9 protein-coding genes are annotated in these 14766 nt (G+C 66.3%); 5 read left to right on the forward strand and 4 right to left on the reverse strand.

The window, feature by feature from the left end:
• Positions 1 to 142: 142 nt before the first annotated feature.
• Positions 143 to 2299 carry a hybrid sensor histidine kinase/response regulator gene (locus AC3QL2_RS12035; RefSeq protein ID WP_493235991.1) on the forward strand — a complete coding sequence of 719 codons (2157 nt, stop codon included), beginning with the start codon at positions 143 to 145 and terminating at the stop codon, positions 2297 to 2299.
• Here AC3QL2_RS12035 and AC3QL2_RS12040 read toward each other — a convergent pair.
• Complete coding sequence (locus AC3QL2_RS12040; RefSeq protein WP_493235990.1) at positions 2289 to 5414, reverse strand: hybrid sensor histidine kinase/response regulator; 3126 nt, start codon at positions 5412 to 5414, stop codon at positions 2289 to 2291. The genes AC3QL2_RS12035 and AC3QL2_RS12040 overlap by 11 nt on opposite strands.
• Before the next feature lie 326 nt (positions 5415 to 5740).
• On the opposite strand from AC3QL2_RS12040, the gene AC3QL2_RS12045 reads away from it, so the two are divergent.
• Positions 5741 to 5980: a hypothetical protein gene (locus AC3QL2_RS12045; protein ID WP_493235989.1), complete on the forward strand. Its 240-nt coding sequence runs from the start codon at positions 5741 to 5743 to the stop codon at positions 5978 to 5980.
• Positions 5981 to 6044: 64 nt separating this feature from the next.
• Positions 6045 to 6491: an SRPBCC family protein gene (locus AC3QL2_RS12050; protein WP_493235988.1), complete on the forward strand. Its 447-nt coding sequence runs from the start codon at positions 6045 to 6047 to the stop codon at positions 6489 to 6491.
• Between the two features lie 148 nt (positions 6492 to 6639).
• Here the strand turns inward: AC3QL2_RS12050 and AC3QL2_RS12055 are convergent, their stop codons facing one another.
• The 3 genes from AC3QL2_RS12055 to AC3QL2_RS12065 form a co-directional block, all read right to left on the reverse strand.
• The gene (locus AC3QL2_RS12055) at positions 6640 to 8619 is read right to left on the reverse strand and encodes a multiheme c-type cytochrome (RefSeq protein ID WP_493235987.1); all 1980 of its coding nucleotides are present in this window, start codon (positions 8617 to 8619) and stop codon (positions 6640 to 6642) included.
• Positions 8620 to 8921: 302 nt separating this feature from the next.
• Positions 8922 to 9416, reverse strand: coding sequence for a phasin family protein (locus AC3QL2_RS12060; protein ID WP_493235986.1), 495 nt, complete (start codon positions 9414 to 9416; stop codon positions 8922 to 8924).
• Between the two features lie 99 nt (positions 9417 to 9515).
• Positions 9516 to 10178 carry a TetR/AcrR family transcriptional regulator gene (locus AC3QL2_RS12065; protein WP_493235985.1) on the reverse strand — a complete coding sequence of 221 codons (663 nt, stop codon included), beginning with the start codon at positions 10176 to 10178 and terminating at the stop codon, positions 9516 to 9518.
• A 206-nt stretch (positions 10179 to 10384) separates the two neighbouring features.
• Between AC3QL2_RS12065 and AC3QL2_RS12070 the strand changes: the two genes are divergently transcribed.
• A complete protein-coding gene (locus tag AC3QL2_RS12070) occupies positions 10385 to 11581 on the forward strand; it encodes an efflux RND transporter periplasmic adaptor subunit (protein WP_493235984.1) in 1197 nt (398 codons plus the stop codon).
• A gap of 12 nt (positions 11582 to 11593) precedes the next feature.
• Positions 11594 to 14758, forward strand: a complete 3165-nt coding sequence (locus AC3QL2_RS12075) for an efflux RND transporter permease subunit (protein ID WP_493235983.1) — start codon at positions 11594 to 11596, stop codon at positions 14756 to 14758.
• Positions 14759 to 14766: the final 8 nt, after the last annotated feature.

The following is a 14766-nucleotide window of genomic DNA, read 5'->3' on the forward strand; positions in this document are numbered from 1 at the left end:
TCGGCCGGCAGTTCGATCCCGAGATTCCGAGGCCCAGTCGATCCCCATGCGGACTTTCCAGTCGTTGTCCGAGCAGTCGAAGTGTGAAAGTCCAAGATCCGCATCCAGGCTGTCCTGTTGGAAGTCTCTTGGCGGCTTCCTGTTGTTTGCCGTCGCGGTGCTGGTGCTGCTCGGTTTCTTCCTGGCGGAGGGCTACCAGGGCCAGATTCGGCTGGCGACCGCCAATGCGCGCAATCTGGTCGAGGTGCTCGAAGCACGGCTGGATGTGTCCCTGCGGCGTACCGAGACGACCCTCGCGGCGCTGGCGGAGGAGGTCCCCGTCGGGGCCCTCGATCTGGCCGCCCGGGAGCACTATGCCCCGGAACTGCAGCGCAAGCTCGCTGCGTGGGCCCAGCGTTTTCCGGAGATCAGCGGGCTGCGCCTGATCGACCGGGACGGCAACGTGTTGTACCTCTCCGAAACCCGCAGCACAGGCACGCCGCCGAGCGCGCGCGGGCGCAGTTATTTCGAGATCCTCAAGCAGCAGCCGGATCATCCGCTGTTCTTTTCCGAGGTCAGTGTCGGGCGTATCAGCCATCGGCCGCAGCTCTTTGCGGCGCTGCCGATCCGCGATGCCCAGGGGCGCTTCGTCGGGGCGGCGATGGCGCCGCTCGAACTGGATTACCTGTCCACGCTGGTGAACGCCATCGACCTCGGTGCCCATGGGGTCGTCACCTGGCGGCGCAGCGACGATGCGCGGCTGGTGATGCGCATCCCGTTGCTGCCGGAGGCGGTCAATCAGGTGATCAGCAACAATCCGCTGTACCAGCGCATCGAGCAGGGCGACCGGGAGGGGATTATCCGTTTCCAGGCGGTGCTCGACGGGCAGGAGCGCATCTACGCGTACAAGCGCGTCGGTGCCTACCCCTTCTATGTGGCGGTGGGGCTGGCGACGGACGACTTCCTTGCCGAGTGGTGGCGCACGGCACTCATTTCAACGCTGACCACGCTGGCCTGCCTGGCCCTGCTGGGGGTGCTGCTGTGGCGGCAGACCCGCTATCGGCAGGACCTGGAGTACACGGTGGCCCGCCGCACCGGCGAACTGTTGCAGGCCACGCGGGCGGCGGAGGGCGCCAACCTGGCCAAGAGCGCCTTCCTGGCCAATATGTCCCACGAGATCCGCACGCCGCTCAACGCCATCATCGGCATGGCCCATCTGCTGCGGCGCGGTGGCCTGAGCGCGCGCCAGGCCCAGCAGCTCGGCAAGCTGGAGGCGGCCGGCGTGCACCTGCTGCACATCATCAACGCGGTGCTGGAGCTGAGCAAGATCGAGGCGGGCAAGCTCAGCATGGACGCGGCACCGCTGCAGATGGAGCGCATCGTCGGTGCGGTGGTGGACATGGTCCGCGGGCAGGCGGAGGACCGCCGGTTGCAGCTCGACGTGCAGCTGCAGCTGCCGCCGGCCTGCGTATTGCTCGGCGACGCGACCCGCCTGCAGCAGGCCCTACTCAACTATGCCAACAACGCAGTGAAGTTCACCGAGGCCGGCCGCATCGCGCTGCGCGTCGACACGCTGGAGGAGGGGGCGGACAGCGTCGTGCTGCGCTTCACCGTCGAGGACAGCGGCGTCGGCATCGCGGCGGAAGCCATGCCGCGCCTGTTCAACGTCTTCGAGCAGGCCGACAACAGCATGACGCGCAAGTATGGCGGGACCGGTCTCGGGCTGGCGATCACCAGGAAGATCGCCCAGCTGATGGGCGGCGATGCCGGCGCCAGCAGTGTGCCCGGGCAGGGCAGCACCTTCTGGTTCACCGCCCGCCTGCGCAAGGGGGCGCAGGGCCTGTCGGCGGTGCTAGCCAGTGCCCCCGAGGCGGCGGAGCAGCGCCTGGCGCACCGCCACACGGGGCGCCGCGTGCTGCTCGTGGAGGACGAGCCGGTCAACCGGGAGATCGTGCTGAGCCTGCTCGGCGATGTGGGGCTTCGGGTGGATGCCGCCGAGGACGGCGTGCAGGGCCTGAACATGGCAAGCACCAACGACTACGCACTGATCTTGATGGACATGCAGATGCCCGGCATGGACGGCCTCGAAGCCACGCGCCGCATCCGCGCGCTGCCCGGCCGGCAGGCCGTGCCGATCCTGGCCCTTACCGCCAACGCCTTCGCCGAGGACAAGGCCCGCTGCCTGGAGGCTGGCATGAACGACTTCATCGCCAAGCCGGTGGCGCCGGACGTGCTGTTCGCGCTGCTGGAGCGCTGGCTGGACCTTGCAGTTGCGGATGCCGAGGGCGGCCTCGGGCCCGCTCACGAAACTATGCGGTGATCAGCGCCTCCACCCCCAGCAATCCGTCGGTGACGTGCTGGAGCCGATCCACGGTCTGTGCGAAGAGCGCCGCGGTACGTTCCCGATCTTTGTCGTGCGCCGCGGCCTCCAGGGCGGCGGCTGCCTCGCCGAGATCGTAAGCCCCGAGGGTGCGGGCGATGCCTTTCAGGGTGTGGGCGAGCCGGATCTGGCTGCCCCAGTCGTTGGCGGCCATGGCCTGCGCAAAGCTGGGCTCGAAGGTCTTGCCGTGGGTGTCGCGGAACTTGGCCAGGAGGCGGTACAGCGACTTTGCTTTCTTGATGTAAGTGAGACCGACTGCCACGTCGATGCCCGGTAGCTCGGGATAGACGGCGACCGGCTGTTCGTCTTCGACGATCGCCGCGGCGGTGATCCGTTCGGCCGGCATGTGGGTGTTGATCTCGTCGAACAGCGTATCCATGTCGATCGGTTTCGCCACGTGGGCGTTCATGCCGGCCTGCCGGCAGGCTTCCTTTTCGTCGGCCATGGTGTTGGCGGTCAGGGCGATGATCGGCAGGTCCCGGTAGTCGGCTTGCTGCCGCAACAGGCGCGTCGCGGCGAAGCCATCCATCACCGGCATCTGCACGTCCATCAGGATCAGGTCGGGTCGTCTGGTGGCGACGGCCTCCAGCGCTTGCTGGCCGTTGGCGGCGAAGCGCACCGCCAGGCCCACGCTGCCCAGGAGTTCGCCGATGATCTCCCGGTTGATCTCCACGTCCTCGACGACCAGGATGTCCAGCCCGTGGAAACGCGACCATTGCCGGGTAGTGACGCCGCGTCGTTCGATCACGGGGGCGCCCTTGTCCGGGAAGCCGAGGCTGTTGGCGATCTCGACGTACAGGTGGCGCGCGCTGACGGGCTTGGCCAGCAGGCCGTCGATCTCGCCAGCGACGGCGTCGAGTTCCTTGTGATGGCTGAAGGCGGTGGCCAGCAGCATCGGCGGAGATTTCATCCGGTGGTCGCGATAGACCGATTTGAGGCGCCGGATCGTCTCGACACCGTCCATGCCCGACATCCGCCAGTCCACGAGACACAACAGGTAGTCGGGGGGTGGCGCCGCTGCCATGCGGGCCAGGACCTCGTCGCCGCTCCCCGCGAACTCCACTTGCAAGCCCAGTTGCTGGCACAGATGGGCGTGGATGTGCCGCGCGACGGGGTTGTCGTCGATCACCAGCACCGGGCGGGCGGCATGGGCTGCCAGCTGTTGGCCGAATTCACCGATGCCGCGCCGGCGATCCGGCCCGAACGCCTTTAAACGCGCGGTGAAGTGGAATGTGCTGCCGGCGCCCAGCGTGCTGTCCACCCAGATGCGGCCGCCCATCATGTCGACGAGCTGGCGACAGATGGCCAGGCCGAGGCCGGTCCCGCCATAACGGCGGGTGGTCGACGTGTCGGCCTGGGTGAAGGGCGTGAACAGGCGTGCCACCTGCTCTTCGCTGATGCCGATGCCTTCGTCGCTGACGGAGAAGTGGAGCTCCACCGTGTCCCGTTCCGTCGGGCCGGTTTCCACCGCCACGACCACGTTGCCGCCGGTCGAGAACTTGAGGGCGTTCGACACCAGATTGGTCAGGATCTGGCCGAGCCGTAGCGCATCGCCTTCGAGCAGGCGGGAGTCGTCGTCGATGTCGTAGTGCAGCTCGACGCCCTGTTCCTCGGCGCGCAGGGCGACGATGCCGGACAGTTGTTCGAAGACGGTCTCCAGCACGAACGGAGCGTATTCCAGGTCCAGCTTGCCGGCTTCGATCTTCGAGAAGTCGAGGATGTCGTTGATGATGGTGAGCAGGCTCTCCGAGGCCGCCCTGATCTTGCCGACGTAGTTGGCCTGCCGGGGGCTCAGGTGGGTTGCCAGCGCCAGGTCGGCCATGCCGATGATGGCGCTCATCGGGGTCCTGATCTCGTGGCTCATGTTGGCCAGGAAGGCGCTTTTGGCGGTGTTCGACTTGAGGGCGTCCTGGCGCGCGGCTTCGAGCTCCGCCATCAGGCGATGGGTGCGGGTGACGTCGCGGGCGATGCCGAGCACGCCGATCAGGCGGCCGGCGTCGTCATACATCGGCGTCTTGATCGTCTCCAGCATTTCCTCGTGGCCGTCGTCCCGGTAGGTCACCGTCTCTTCATTGACGCAGGGTTGTCCGGTTTCGATGGCATGCAGGTCGTGTTGCCGGAAGGCGTCGGCCTGTTCGGCCGGGAGGAAGTCGTGATCCGTCCTGCCGATGATCTCGTTCCCGGGGGCCCCGAGCAGGCGTTCGAACTTGTTGTTGCAGGTGATGAAGACGCCCTGGGGGTTCTTCAGCCAGACCAGATCGGGCAGGGTGTTGATCAGCGTGCGCAGCTGCCGGCGTTCCTGTTCGAGCAGGGCGATCGATTCGCGCAGCCTGTCCTTCATGTGCCGTATGGAGGCCGCGAGGCTGCGCTCGTCGCCATAGGCAACCTCCACTTCCGTGTCCAGATCGCCCATGGCGATCCGGCGGGCGACCCTTTGCATCGCGATGGGTTCGCCGCCAAGGCGGCGCAGGATGACGCGGGCGCTGAGCAACATCAGACCGCCCGCCAGCAGTACGCCGCCGATGGTCAGTACGCCGACCAGCAGGCGGACGCGGCTTGCCGTCAGATAAAGGTTGTTGGAGGTCCGGTCGGCGAAGGCCGAGGCGATCCCCACCGTCGCATCGACGGCGGCCCGATGGGCTTCGTAGCGTTCCAGCAGCGTCTGCTGGAGGCCCGCGGCCTCCGCCGTATCGTCGTGCTGGAGGGCGGCGACGTAGTCGTCGAACAGGAAGCGCCAGTAAGCATCCGCGGTGCGCTTCTCGGTTGCCAGCAATGCGTCGCGCAGCTCCGGGGTGAGGGCCTGCCCCGCCCAGTAGGCGTTGCGTTCGTCGTACTTGCGCTTGAGCGTCGTCAGCTTGTCCAGCAGCGGAGGGCGTTCCCCCGCCCGGGCCTGCCCGAGCTGCAGGGCCGTCAGCTGGGCCTCGATGACGTACAGGGGCGGCGGCAGCACGTCGGCGACAACGTCCTTGCCCTGGGCCATGCCGTGGGCGGCATCGATGATCGATTGCGTCGCGCTCCAGACGAGGATAGCCAGGCCCGCGAAGAGGGCACACACAATCGTTGCGACGACGAGTAACTGTTTTTTTACATTGAGCGATTGGAACACCGTTCCTCCCTTGGTTCTGCCGGGAGCGGGGCCGTATGGCCACCGCGGCCGCGTATTGTTTCCGATTCTGGCGGCGGTGAGGGAGGCGTGCGTGTGGGGCAGGACTTTTGTCACCATCTGACACATGCCGCGCGTCGCCGGAGCGGCTGCCGGTGTTGCCGGGAGGTGGGGCAGGGCGTGCCAGCCGTTCTATGCCGACTGTCCGGCAGCGCTGACCCCGTGCCCGCCAGCGCGGTATGCTGCGCGCCTTGTGTCCTTGCACGGAGTGCCCCGCCATGTTCATCGAGTCCCCCGAGCAGGTTCCACTGCGCGAACAGGTCACCGCGGCCGGCGACGTCTTCCTGGTGCCCGAGCTGATCCTGCGGGTGGACGACACATTCTTGAACGGCTGGCAGCTGCGCTACGGGGACTGGACGGACTATCCGGACCGGCCCGGCGGGCGGAGTGGCGCGGAACAGGCGTTGCAGGCGGCGATCTTCGACATGCGTTTCCGAATCGAGACGCTCGGCAAATGAGCCGTCGGCGCCGTCTAAAGCTATCGACTACAGTTCAGGGACGCCTTTCCACCCAGGAGTGAGCATGAGCACCCATACCGTCCGTCTGCACCGTGTCTTGCGCGCGCCACCGGAGCGCATCTACCGGGCTTTTCTCGATCCCGCGGCGATGGCCAAGTGGCTGCCGCCCCATGGCTTCACCGGTACCGTCCATCAGCTGGATGCGCAGGTCGGCGGTGCTTACCGCATGTCCTTCACGAACCTGAGCAGCGGGCACAGCCACGCGTTCGGTGGCACCTACCTGGAGTTGGAGCCAGGGGCGCGGATGCGCTACACGGGCGTCTTTGACGATCCGAACCTGCCCGGCCAGATGCAGACCACGGTCGTGCTCAGTGCGGTGTTCTGCGGCACCGAGCTGAACATCGTGCAGGAAGGCATCCCCGAGATCATCCCGCCGCAGGCCTGCTACCTGGGCTGGCAGGAGTCGCTGCAGCTGCTCGCGCAACTGGTGGAGGCCGAGATCCCGGGCTGATTCCACATGGCGGGCCGATGGCCCGGCCACTGGTATCTTCGACTGCACAGCTGTGTGTGCCGGTCAGGCCACTGTGACGGCAGGCCAGCAAAAAAAGGGGCGCATGGTGCGCCCCTTTTTCTGACCGGTGGAAGGCAAGAGTCGGGTTTCAGTCTCCCTTCGGGCCGTTGTGGCAGGTGTAGCAGCCGACCTTGGTGCCAGCGGCCAGCACGTAGGATTTGCTGTCGTGGGTGAAGGTCTTGGCGATCTTCACCTGCGACAACGGACTGCCGCGGTAGTCGCTGCCGTGGCAGGCGGTGCAGGACGACGCGCCGCCTGCCTCAACCTGGTCGCCGTGGGCATTGACCCAGGCCTGGCCGATGGTGTGGATGCCGTGGGGGCCGCCGTTCTTCGTGAGGGGCACCGTGGCGTGGCACACCGTGCATTCGGTGATCGTGCCGGCGTAGCCCTGGATGGCCTTCGATTGCAGCAGGTCGTTGTCGTGGCTGCTTGCCCAGGTCTGGTTCTTCGACGCGTACTCGGCGTGGGTGGAACCGTGGCAGGCCTCGCACTGGGTCTTGCCGTGGCCGACGCTGAAGCGGAACAGAGAGAAGCCGGTCTTCGGCGTGTTGGCACTGGTGGCGAAGCGGGTGTCGGTGACCGCGCGCAGGGCGCCGGTCGTCACGTCGGTGACGGCGGCGGTTCCACGCTTGCCGTCGTGGTGGCAGGCCTGGCAGTTAGGTTGTTGCAGCCAGCCGACCCGGCTGGCCTTGCCGACCGCGCCCAGGTTGCCGTGGCAGCTCTGGCAGTCGAGGCCCGGGGTGTCGCTCATGGCGCCGCGCAAGCACTTGGTGACGGAGCCCGGGTGGCACTGATAGCAGGAGTCCCGGTTGCCGATGCTGTCGAGTGCGATCTGCTTGATCGGATCCTTTACCTGGCCGTGCAAGCGGTGCATGGCGGACGTGAGGGCAGAGATCTTCACGGTCTGGCCGTTCGCCGTGACGGTGAAGCCCGGCGAGGCGAGCGCGTTGGAGCCATGGCATGAGGCGCAGAGAGTCGGCGTCCCTTGGTCGGCGCGCTGGGCGAGGCCGGCGGCCGCCACCGGCTGCAGCTTGAGCAAGGCCGCCTGGTAAACCGGGTCGTTGGCGTGCTTGTCGTCGTGCAGGCGCAGCACGTTCTTCTTCCAATCCTTTTCCGGATCGGCGCTGTAGTTGGCCCAACCGCGCAGCGGCGGCTTGGCTGCATCCTTGTTGGAGTTGCTGGCGTGACAGCTGATGCAGGTCATCTCGTCGGACACCGGCAGTACGGTCTGGGTGCTGGCCAGCACGATGCCGGTGCTGCTCTTGGCGACGACCTTCACCATCGGGTAGTAATTCTTGTTGTAGCCGTTGCTGGTCAGCGTGTCGTCGTAGGGCAGGATGGGCAGGCCTTCGGCTTCGTACCAGCTCTGCACCTGGTTGTAGCTCATCGTGGCTGGCTGGGTGCTCGGCGTCGGGTTACTGACCGCCGGGTTGCTCAAATTGAGGCCTCGGTTGGGAGCGGGTGCGCCGCCGTACAGGGCTTTGACGTACTGCCAGAAGTTGGTCTTGCTGGCCGACGAAGTATTGATGGAGCCCGACGGATCGCGCAGTGCCTCGTAGCTCAAGGTCACGCCGGAGGTGACCTGCTTGCCGGACTGGCGGTCGATCAGCTGGGCGTGCAGGTTGTTGTAGGGCGGCAGGATGGACATGATCGAGTAGTCCTTGCCGTCTACACAGTGCATGCCCAGGTCGTTCCAGGCCAGCAGCGCGTAGCGGGACGCAAAGCTGCCGGTTGTGGCGGCCGCGGTGACCTTGGTCGTCGTGCTGCTTGCGCGCAGCGTGGTCGTGCCCGCCGACGAGACCGACGTGATCCCGAGGAAGGGGTTGGCGGAGCCGGACCAGTTGTTGCTGGAGGCGCTGTCGCTGCGTTTGCTGCTCGCTGTCGTGTTGCTGCCCGTCCGGGGGCCGCGTTCCGATGTTTGAGTCTGTTGCACGCCGGTTTTGGCGATCAGCGTTTGCAGCCATGTGATGTCGGCGTAGGCCAGGCCGCCCAGCGTGCTGGCTGCAAGAAAGGTCAGGGTAATGCCAAGGCGCCGCTGGCGCCGCGCCGGTGGAGTTGTCGTGTGCATGGGTGCTCCCGCCTTTGGCTGGTTGGATCGCAGTGGATTCGGACGGGCTTGTGGCGGCGCACGACGGAGTGACACGGTCGCGACTTCAGCGTTCAAGCCTTCTTGTCAGCTGAAGTCATGTGGCAAATCCAGTTATGCAGTGGAAATCAATGCCATGACACCAGTGTGGTAATGATTTTATGTGGAGCTGTGGACAGCTTCAACCGTAAATTCAAATATTCTTATATTCTGAATATGTAGTAACAATTGAAGCTGGCAAGTGGAACCGCCAGGGTTCCCTCACCACGCTTCTGGAGGTGCGATCAGGAACGCTTGCGGGCCGGTTTGCCCTGCAGGCTGGCATCCGCCTGCAGGGCCATGTCGAGCATCGCGTCGCGGGATTTGACGGCGGCGTCGAGCAGGGTCCGGAACAGCTCGCCGACGATGGCAGGGCCGGCTGTGAGTGCGGGGGGCGGCGCGGTTTGCGGCGTGACCGGCGTATCGGTGTTGAGGTTCAGCAACCCGGCCATCTCCTGCTGGTTGGCGGCGACCACTTCGTTGAAATCGCCGGCGTAGCCGATGACCTGGTCGATGACATGCTCGGTCAGCGCCAGTTGGGCCTCGTTCCAGCTTTGTAGGTCGCGGGCTCGGGCGAGGCTCTGGACGGTTTCCAGATTGCCTTCCATCAGCGATTGCGCGGCCTTGAGGTTGAGGGAGACCAGGCGCTGCGCACAAACGAGCGAACCCTGGCAGAAGGACAGCAGATCGTTGTACCGACCTGCGCCCGTGGGCGCGTAAAAGTTCGGTGACGGGAACATGGGCACCTCCGCGATGTGGGCGTGGGAGCCTTCACGCTACGCGCTTTGCGGCGGGCGGCGCTTGTTCGATGTCAATGCGCGTGCGCGCCAGGCCTCCGCTCAGGCGGCCTCGCCGACGGCCGCCTTGTCCGCGGCCTTGAAGATCAGTTCTTCGAGGATGTGTTCCAGCACGCTGCGCAGCGGTGCCAGCAGGATCTGTGGATCGAGGTCCGGGTTGCGGATCATGCGCACCGTGAGACCCTCGAAGACCGCGTACAGTACTTCCAGCGGCCCTTCCATCTGGGCGTCGGTACGGCTCACGCCGCGGAACTGCAGGCCTTCGCGGATGAGTTCGACGAGGCGCTCGCGGGCCGTGCGGTCGGCGGTGTGCACGATGGTGGCGACGCCCGGATTGCGCGCCGCCTCGGCGACGATCTCGAGCATCAGCGGTGCGTCGTCGTTGTCGAGGTCCGCGGTGCAGTGCTGGATGTCGTCCACCATGGCCCGCAGAATGTCGCCGTCATCGCTGGCGGAACGGATGCGCTGGGTGATGGTCAGCAGGTTGAGCAGATCGCGCTCGACGATCGCCGCGATGATCGCTTCCTTGTTCTCGAAGTAGTGATAGATGTGGCCGACGCTCATGCCGGCGGCCTTCGAGATCTGCGCCATGCTCGCGCCGTGGAAGCCCTGGCGGCGGAAGCAGGCGGTGGCGGCGTTGAGCACCTGGGCCTTGCGGGCTTCGGCGCGGGACTGTTCCTGCTGCGTGTAAGTCTGTGTGTTCATGGCTGTTTTCTCCTCATCCTCGTTTCATGGGGCACCCCTTGCGTTGAGGGTTTGCCGTCTGCAGGCGTTTGCTTATGCGGCGGATTCTAATATAGAATGAGCGCTCGAACTAGAATGAGCGTTCATTCTTTTATGTGCGCCGAATACTTTTTGCTCTCCCCAACGGGCTGGTTTCGTGCCCACTCTAGGCAGGAAAGGTTTTGAATATGCAGATCGAAATGAACAAGGCGGTGTGTTCCGCCGGGCTTCTGCTGGCGCTGGGCAGCGTCATCCTGAGCGGTTGCGGCGAGCCGAAAGCCGCCGGTCAACAGCACCCGATGGGGCCGACCGAAGTCGGCGTGATGGAAGTCCAGCCGCAGAAAGTGGCGCTGACCACCGAGCTGGCCGGCCGTACCGCGGCCTACATGGTTTCCGACGTGCGGCCGCAGGTCGGCGGCATCATCCAGAAGCGGCTGTTCACTGAGGGCGGCGACGTAGCTGCCGGCCAGCCGCTGTACCAGATCGACCCGGCCACCTACCAGGCGGCTTATGAAAGCGCCCGCGCCAGCCTCGCCAAGGCCGAAGCCAACCTGGCGAGCACGCGCAGCAAGGCGTCCCGCTACGAGGAGCTGGTGGCCATCAAGGCTGTGAGCCAGCAGGACTACGACGACGCCCAGGCGGCCCTCAAGCAGGGCCAGGCCGACGTGGCGGCAGCCAAGGCAGCGGTCGAGACCGCGCGCATCAACCTGGCCTACACCAAGGTCGCCGCGCCGATCGCCGGGCGCATCGGCCGCTCGACGGTGACGCCGGGTGCGCTGGTGACCGCCAGCCAGCAGACCGCGCTGGCCACCGTGCAGCAGCTCGACCCGATCTACGTGGACGTGACCCAGTCCAGCGCCGAGCTGCTGCGCCTCAAGCGCGATCTGGCCAGCGGCCAGCTCAAGAAGGCCGGTGCCGGCCAGGCGGCGGTCAAGCTGGTGCTGGAGGACGGCAGTGCCTATCCGCTGCCCGGCAAGCTGCAGTTCTCCGACATCACCGTGGACCAGAGCACCGGCACGATCACGCTGCGCGCCGTCTTCCCGAATCCGAAGGGTGACCTGCTGCCCGGCATGTACGTGCGCACGGTGCTCGAAGAGGGCGTCGACGAGCAGGCCATTCTGGTGCCGCAACAGGGCGTCAGCCGTGACACCAAGGGCAACCCGACCGCCATGGTGGTGGGTGCAGACGGCAAGGTGGAGCAGCGCACCCTCAAGACCAGCCGCGCGCTGGGCGACAAGTGGCTGGTCAGCGAAGGCCTGAAGGCCGGCGACAAGCTGATCGTCGATGGCCTGCAGAAGATCCATCCGGGTGCGCCGGTCAAGCCGGTACCGGTCACCAAGGCCGAGGCGCCGACGCCGGCCGGCCCGGCGGTTGCGGCACGCTAAGGGAGCACGAGCATGTCCCGTTTCTTCATCGACCGGCCCATCTTCGCGTGGGTCATAGCGATCGTCATCATGCTCGCCGGCGTGCTGGCGATCCGCACGCTGCCGATCTCCCAGTACCCGCCGATCGCCCCGCCCGCGGTGTCGATCAGCGCGACCTACCCCGGCGCCTCCGCCAAGACCCTGGAAGACACCGTCACCCAGGTGATCGAGCAGAAGATGAAAGGCATCGATCACCTGACTTACATGTCGGCGGCCAGCGACTCGTCGGGCTCGGTGACGATCACGCTGACCTTCGATGCCGGCACCGACCCCGATATCGCCCAGGTGCAGGTGCAGAACAAGCTGGCCCTGGCCACCCCGCTGCTGCCGCAAGAGGTGCAGAAGCAGGGCGTGCAGGTTGCCAAGGCCACCACCAACTTCCTGATGGTGGTCGGCTTCGTGTCGGAAGACGGCAGCCTCAGCGACATCGACCTGGGTGACTACGTCGCCTCCAACGTGCAGGACATCGTCTCGCGCATCAACGGCGTCGGCGAAACCCAGCTGTTCGGCAGCAAGTACGCGATGCGTATCTGGCTCGATCCGGCCAAGCTGCACAACTACAAGCTGACTCCGGCCGACATCAGCACCGCCATCACCGCGCAGAACGCCCAGGTCTCCGCCGGCCAGCTCGGCGGCATGCCGTCGCCGAAGGGCCAGCGCCTCAACGCGACGATCACCGCGCAGAGCCGCCTGCAGACGCCCGAGCAGTTCGGCGCGATCCTGCTGCGCACCACCGCCGACGGCGCCGCCGTGCGCCTGCGCGACGTGGCGCGCATCGAACTGGGTGGCGAATCCTATGACGTGGTGGCGCGCTACAACGGCAAGCCGGCCACCGGCCTGGCCGTCAAGCTGGCCACCGGCGCCAACGCGCTGGACACCGCTGACGCGGTGAAGGCCAAGCTGCACGAGCTGTCCAAGTTCTTCCCGCCGGGCGTGAAGGCGGTGACGCCCTACGACACCACGCCCTTCGTGAAGGTCTCCATCGAGGAAGTGGTGAAGACCCTGGTCGAAGCCATCGTGCTGGTCTTCCTGGTGATGTACCTGTTCCTGCAGAACTTCCGCGCCACGCTGATCCCGACCATCGCGGTGCCGGTGGTGCTGCTCGGCACTTTTGGCGTGCTCGCCGCGGCCGGCTTCTCGATCAACACGCTGACGATGTTCGGCGTGGTGCTGGCCATCGGCCTGCTGGTGGACGATGCCATCGTGGTGGTGGAGAACGTTGAGCGGGTGATGACCGAGGAAGGCCTGTCGCCGAAGGAAGCGACGCGCAAGTCGATGAACCAGATCACCGGCGCGCTGATCGGCATCGCGCTGGTGCTGTCGGCGGTGTTCGTGCCGATGGCCTTCTTCGGCGGCTCCACCGGCGTCATCTACCGCCAGTTCTCGATCACCATCGTGTCGTCGATGGTGCTGTCGGTGGTGGTGGCGCTGGTCCTCACGCCGGCACTCTGCGCAACCTTGCTGAAGCCGGTGGCCCAGGGCCACACGGCCGGTGAGGGCGGCCTGCTGGGCGGCTTCTTTGGCGGGTTCAACCGGGCCTTCGAGCGCAGCAATGCGGGCAGCCGCTCCGTCGTCGCCCGCATGCTGGGCAGCAGCAAGCGCTACCTGGTGATCTACGGCCTCATCGTGATCGGCATGGGCGCGCTGTTCCTGCGCCTGCCGACCGCCTTCCTGCCGGAAGAAGACCAGGGCTTCCTGATGTCCCAGGTGATCCTGCCGGCCGGCTCCACCGCCGAAAGCACGCTGGCGGTCATGGAGAAGGTCGAGCACCACTTCCTGGACGACCAGAAGGAGGCCGTGGAGTCCATCTTCACCGTCACCGGCTTCAGCTTTGCCGGCAGCGGCCAGAACAACGGGATCGCCTTCATCAACCTGAAGGACTGGAGCGAGCGCAAGCGCCCCGACCTGAAGGTGGCGGCGGTGGCCGGCAAGGCGATGGGCTATTTCTCGACCTTCCGCAACGCGATGGCCTTCGCCTTCGCGCCGCCGGCGGTGGTGGAACTGGGCAACGCCAGCGGTTTTGACTTCCAGCTGCAGGACCGCGCTGGCCTCGGCCACCAGGCCCTGATCGACGCCCGCAACCAGCTGCTCGGCATGGCGGCGCAGAACCCGTTGCTGGTCGGCGTGCGTCCCAACGGCCAGGACGATACCCCCGAGTACAAGCTCGACATCGACCACGCCAAGGCCGGCGCGCTGGGCCTGTCCCTGGCCGACATCAACAACGCCCTGCAGACCGCCTGGGGCAGCGCCTACGTCAATGACTTCATCGACAAGGGCCGCGTCAAGCGGGTCTATCTGCAGGGTGACGCCTCGGCCCGCATGCAGCCGGAGGACCTGAACAAGTGGTACGTGCGCAACAGCAATGGCGACATGGTGCCCTTCTCGTCCTTCGCGTCGGCCCACTGGACCTACGGCTCGCCGCGCCTGGAGCGCTACAACGGCCTGCCGTCGGCGGAGATCATGGGTTCCGCGGCGCCCGGCCACAGTACCGGCGAGGCGATGGTGGCGATGGAGGACATGGCTTCCAAGCTGCCGGACGGAATCGGCTTCGAATGGACCGGCCTGTCCTACCAAGAGCGTCTGTCCGGCTCCCAGGCGCCGGCCCTGTACGCGATTTCGCTGCTGGTGGTGTTCCTGTGCCTGGCCGCACTGTACGAGAGCTGGTCCATTCCGTTCGCGGTGATGCTGGTGGTGCCGCTGGGGATCATCGGTGCGCTGCTGGCGGCGATGATGCGCGGGCTGTCCAACGACGTGTACTTCCAGGTCGGCCTGCTGATGACCATCGGCCTGTCGGCGAAGAACGCGATCCTGATCGTCGAATTCGCCAAGGAACAGATGGAGCACGGCAAGGGCCTGATCGACGCGACGCTGGAAGCGGTGCGCCTGCGCCTGCGGCCCATCGTCATGACCTCGCTGGCCTTCATCCTCGGCGTGCTGCCGCTGGCCCTCTCCAACGGTGCCGGTTCCGGCGCGCAGAACGCCATCGGTACCGGCGTGATTGGCGGCATGTTGTCCGCCACCGTGCTGGCCGTGCTCTTCGTGCCGCTGTTCTTCGTGGCCGTGCGGCGGGTGTTCCGGGGCAAGACCGCTCCGGACGCCGCGCCGGCCGAATCCATTCCCGCCCAGGAGGTGCGCTGAGATGCCCC

The sequence above is a fragment of the Zoogloea sp. GW822-FHT05C07 genome, assembly GCF_058800215.1.

What these genes read in the sequence shown, in the direction of transcription:
- AC3QL2_RS12050 (WP_493235988.1), top strand. Translation starts at nt 6,045, where the DNA reads ATGAGCACCCATACCGTCCGTCTGCACCGTGTCTTGCGCGCGCCACCG.
- AC3QL2_RS12070 (WP_493235984.1), top strand. Translation starts at nt 10,385, where the DNA reads ATGCAGATCGAAATGAACAAGGCGGTGTGTTCCGCCGGGCTTCTGCTG.
- AC3QL2_RS12045 (WP_493235989.1), top strand. Translation starts at nt 5,741, where the DNA reads ATGTTCATCGAGTCCCCCGAGCAGGTTCCACTGCGCGAACAGGTCACC.
- AC3QL2_RS12055 (WP_493235987.1), bottom strand. Translation starts at nt 8,619, where the DNA reads ATGCACACGACAACTCCACCGGCGCGGCGCCAGCGGCGCCTTGGCATT.
- AC3QL2_RS12075 (WP_493235983.1), top strand. Translation starts at nt 11,594, where the DNA reads ATGTCCCGTTTCTTCATCGACCGGCCCATCTTCGCGTGGGTCATAGCG.
- AC3QL2_RS12060 (WP_493235986.1), bottom strand. Translation starts at nt 9,416, where the DNA reads ATGTTCCCGTCACCGAACTTTTACGCGCCCACGGGCGCAGGTCGGTAC.
- AC3QL2_RS12065 (WP_493235985.1), bottom strand. Translation starts at nt 10,178, where the DNA reads ATGAACACACAGACTTACACGCAGCAGGAACAGTCCCGCGCCGAAGCC.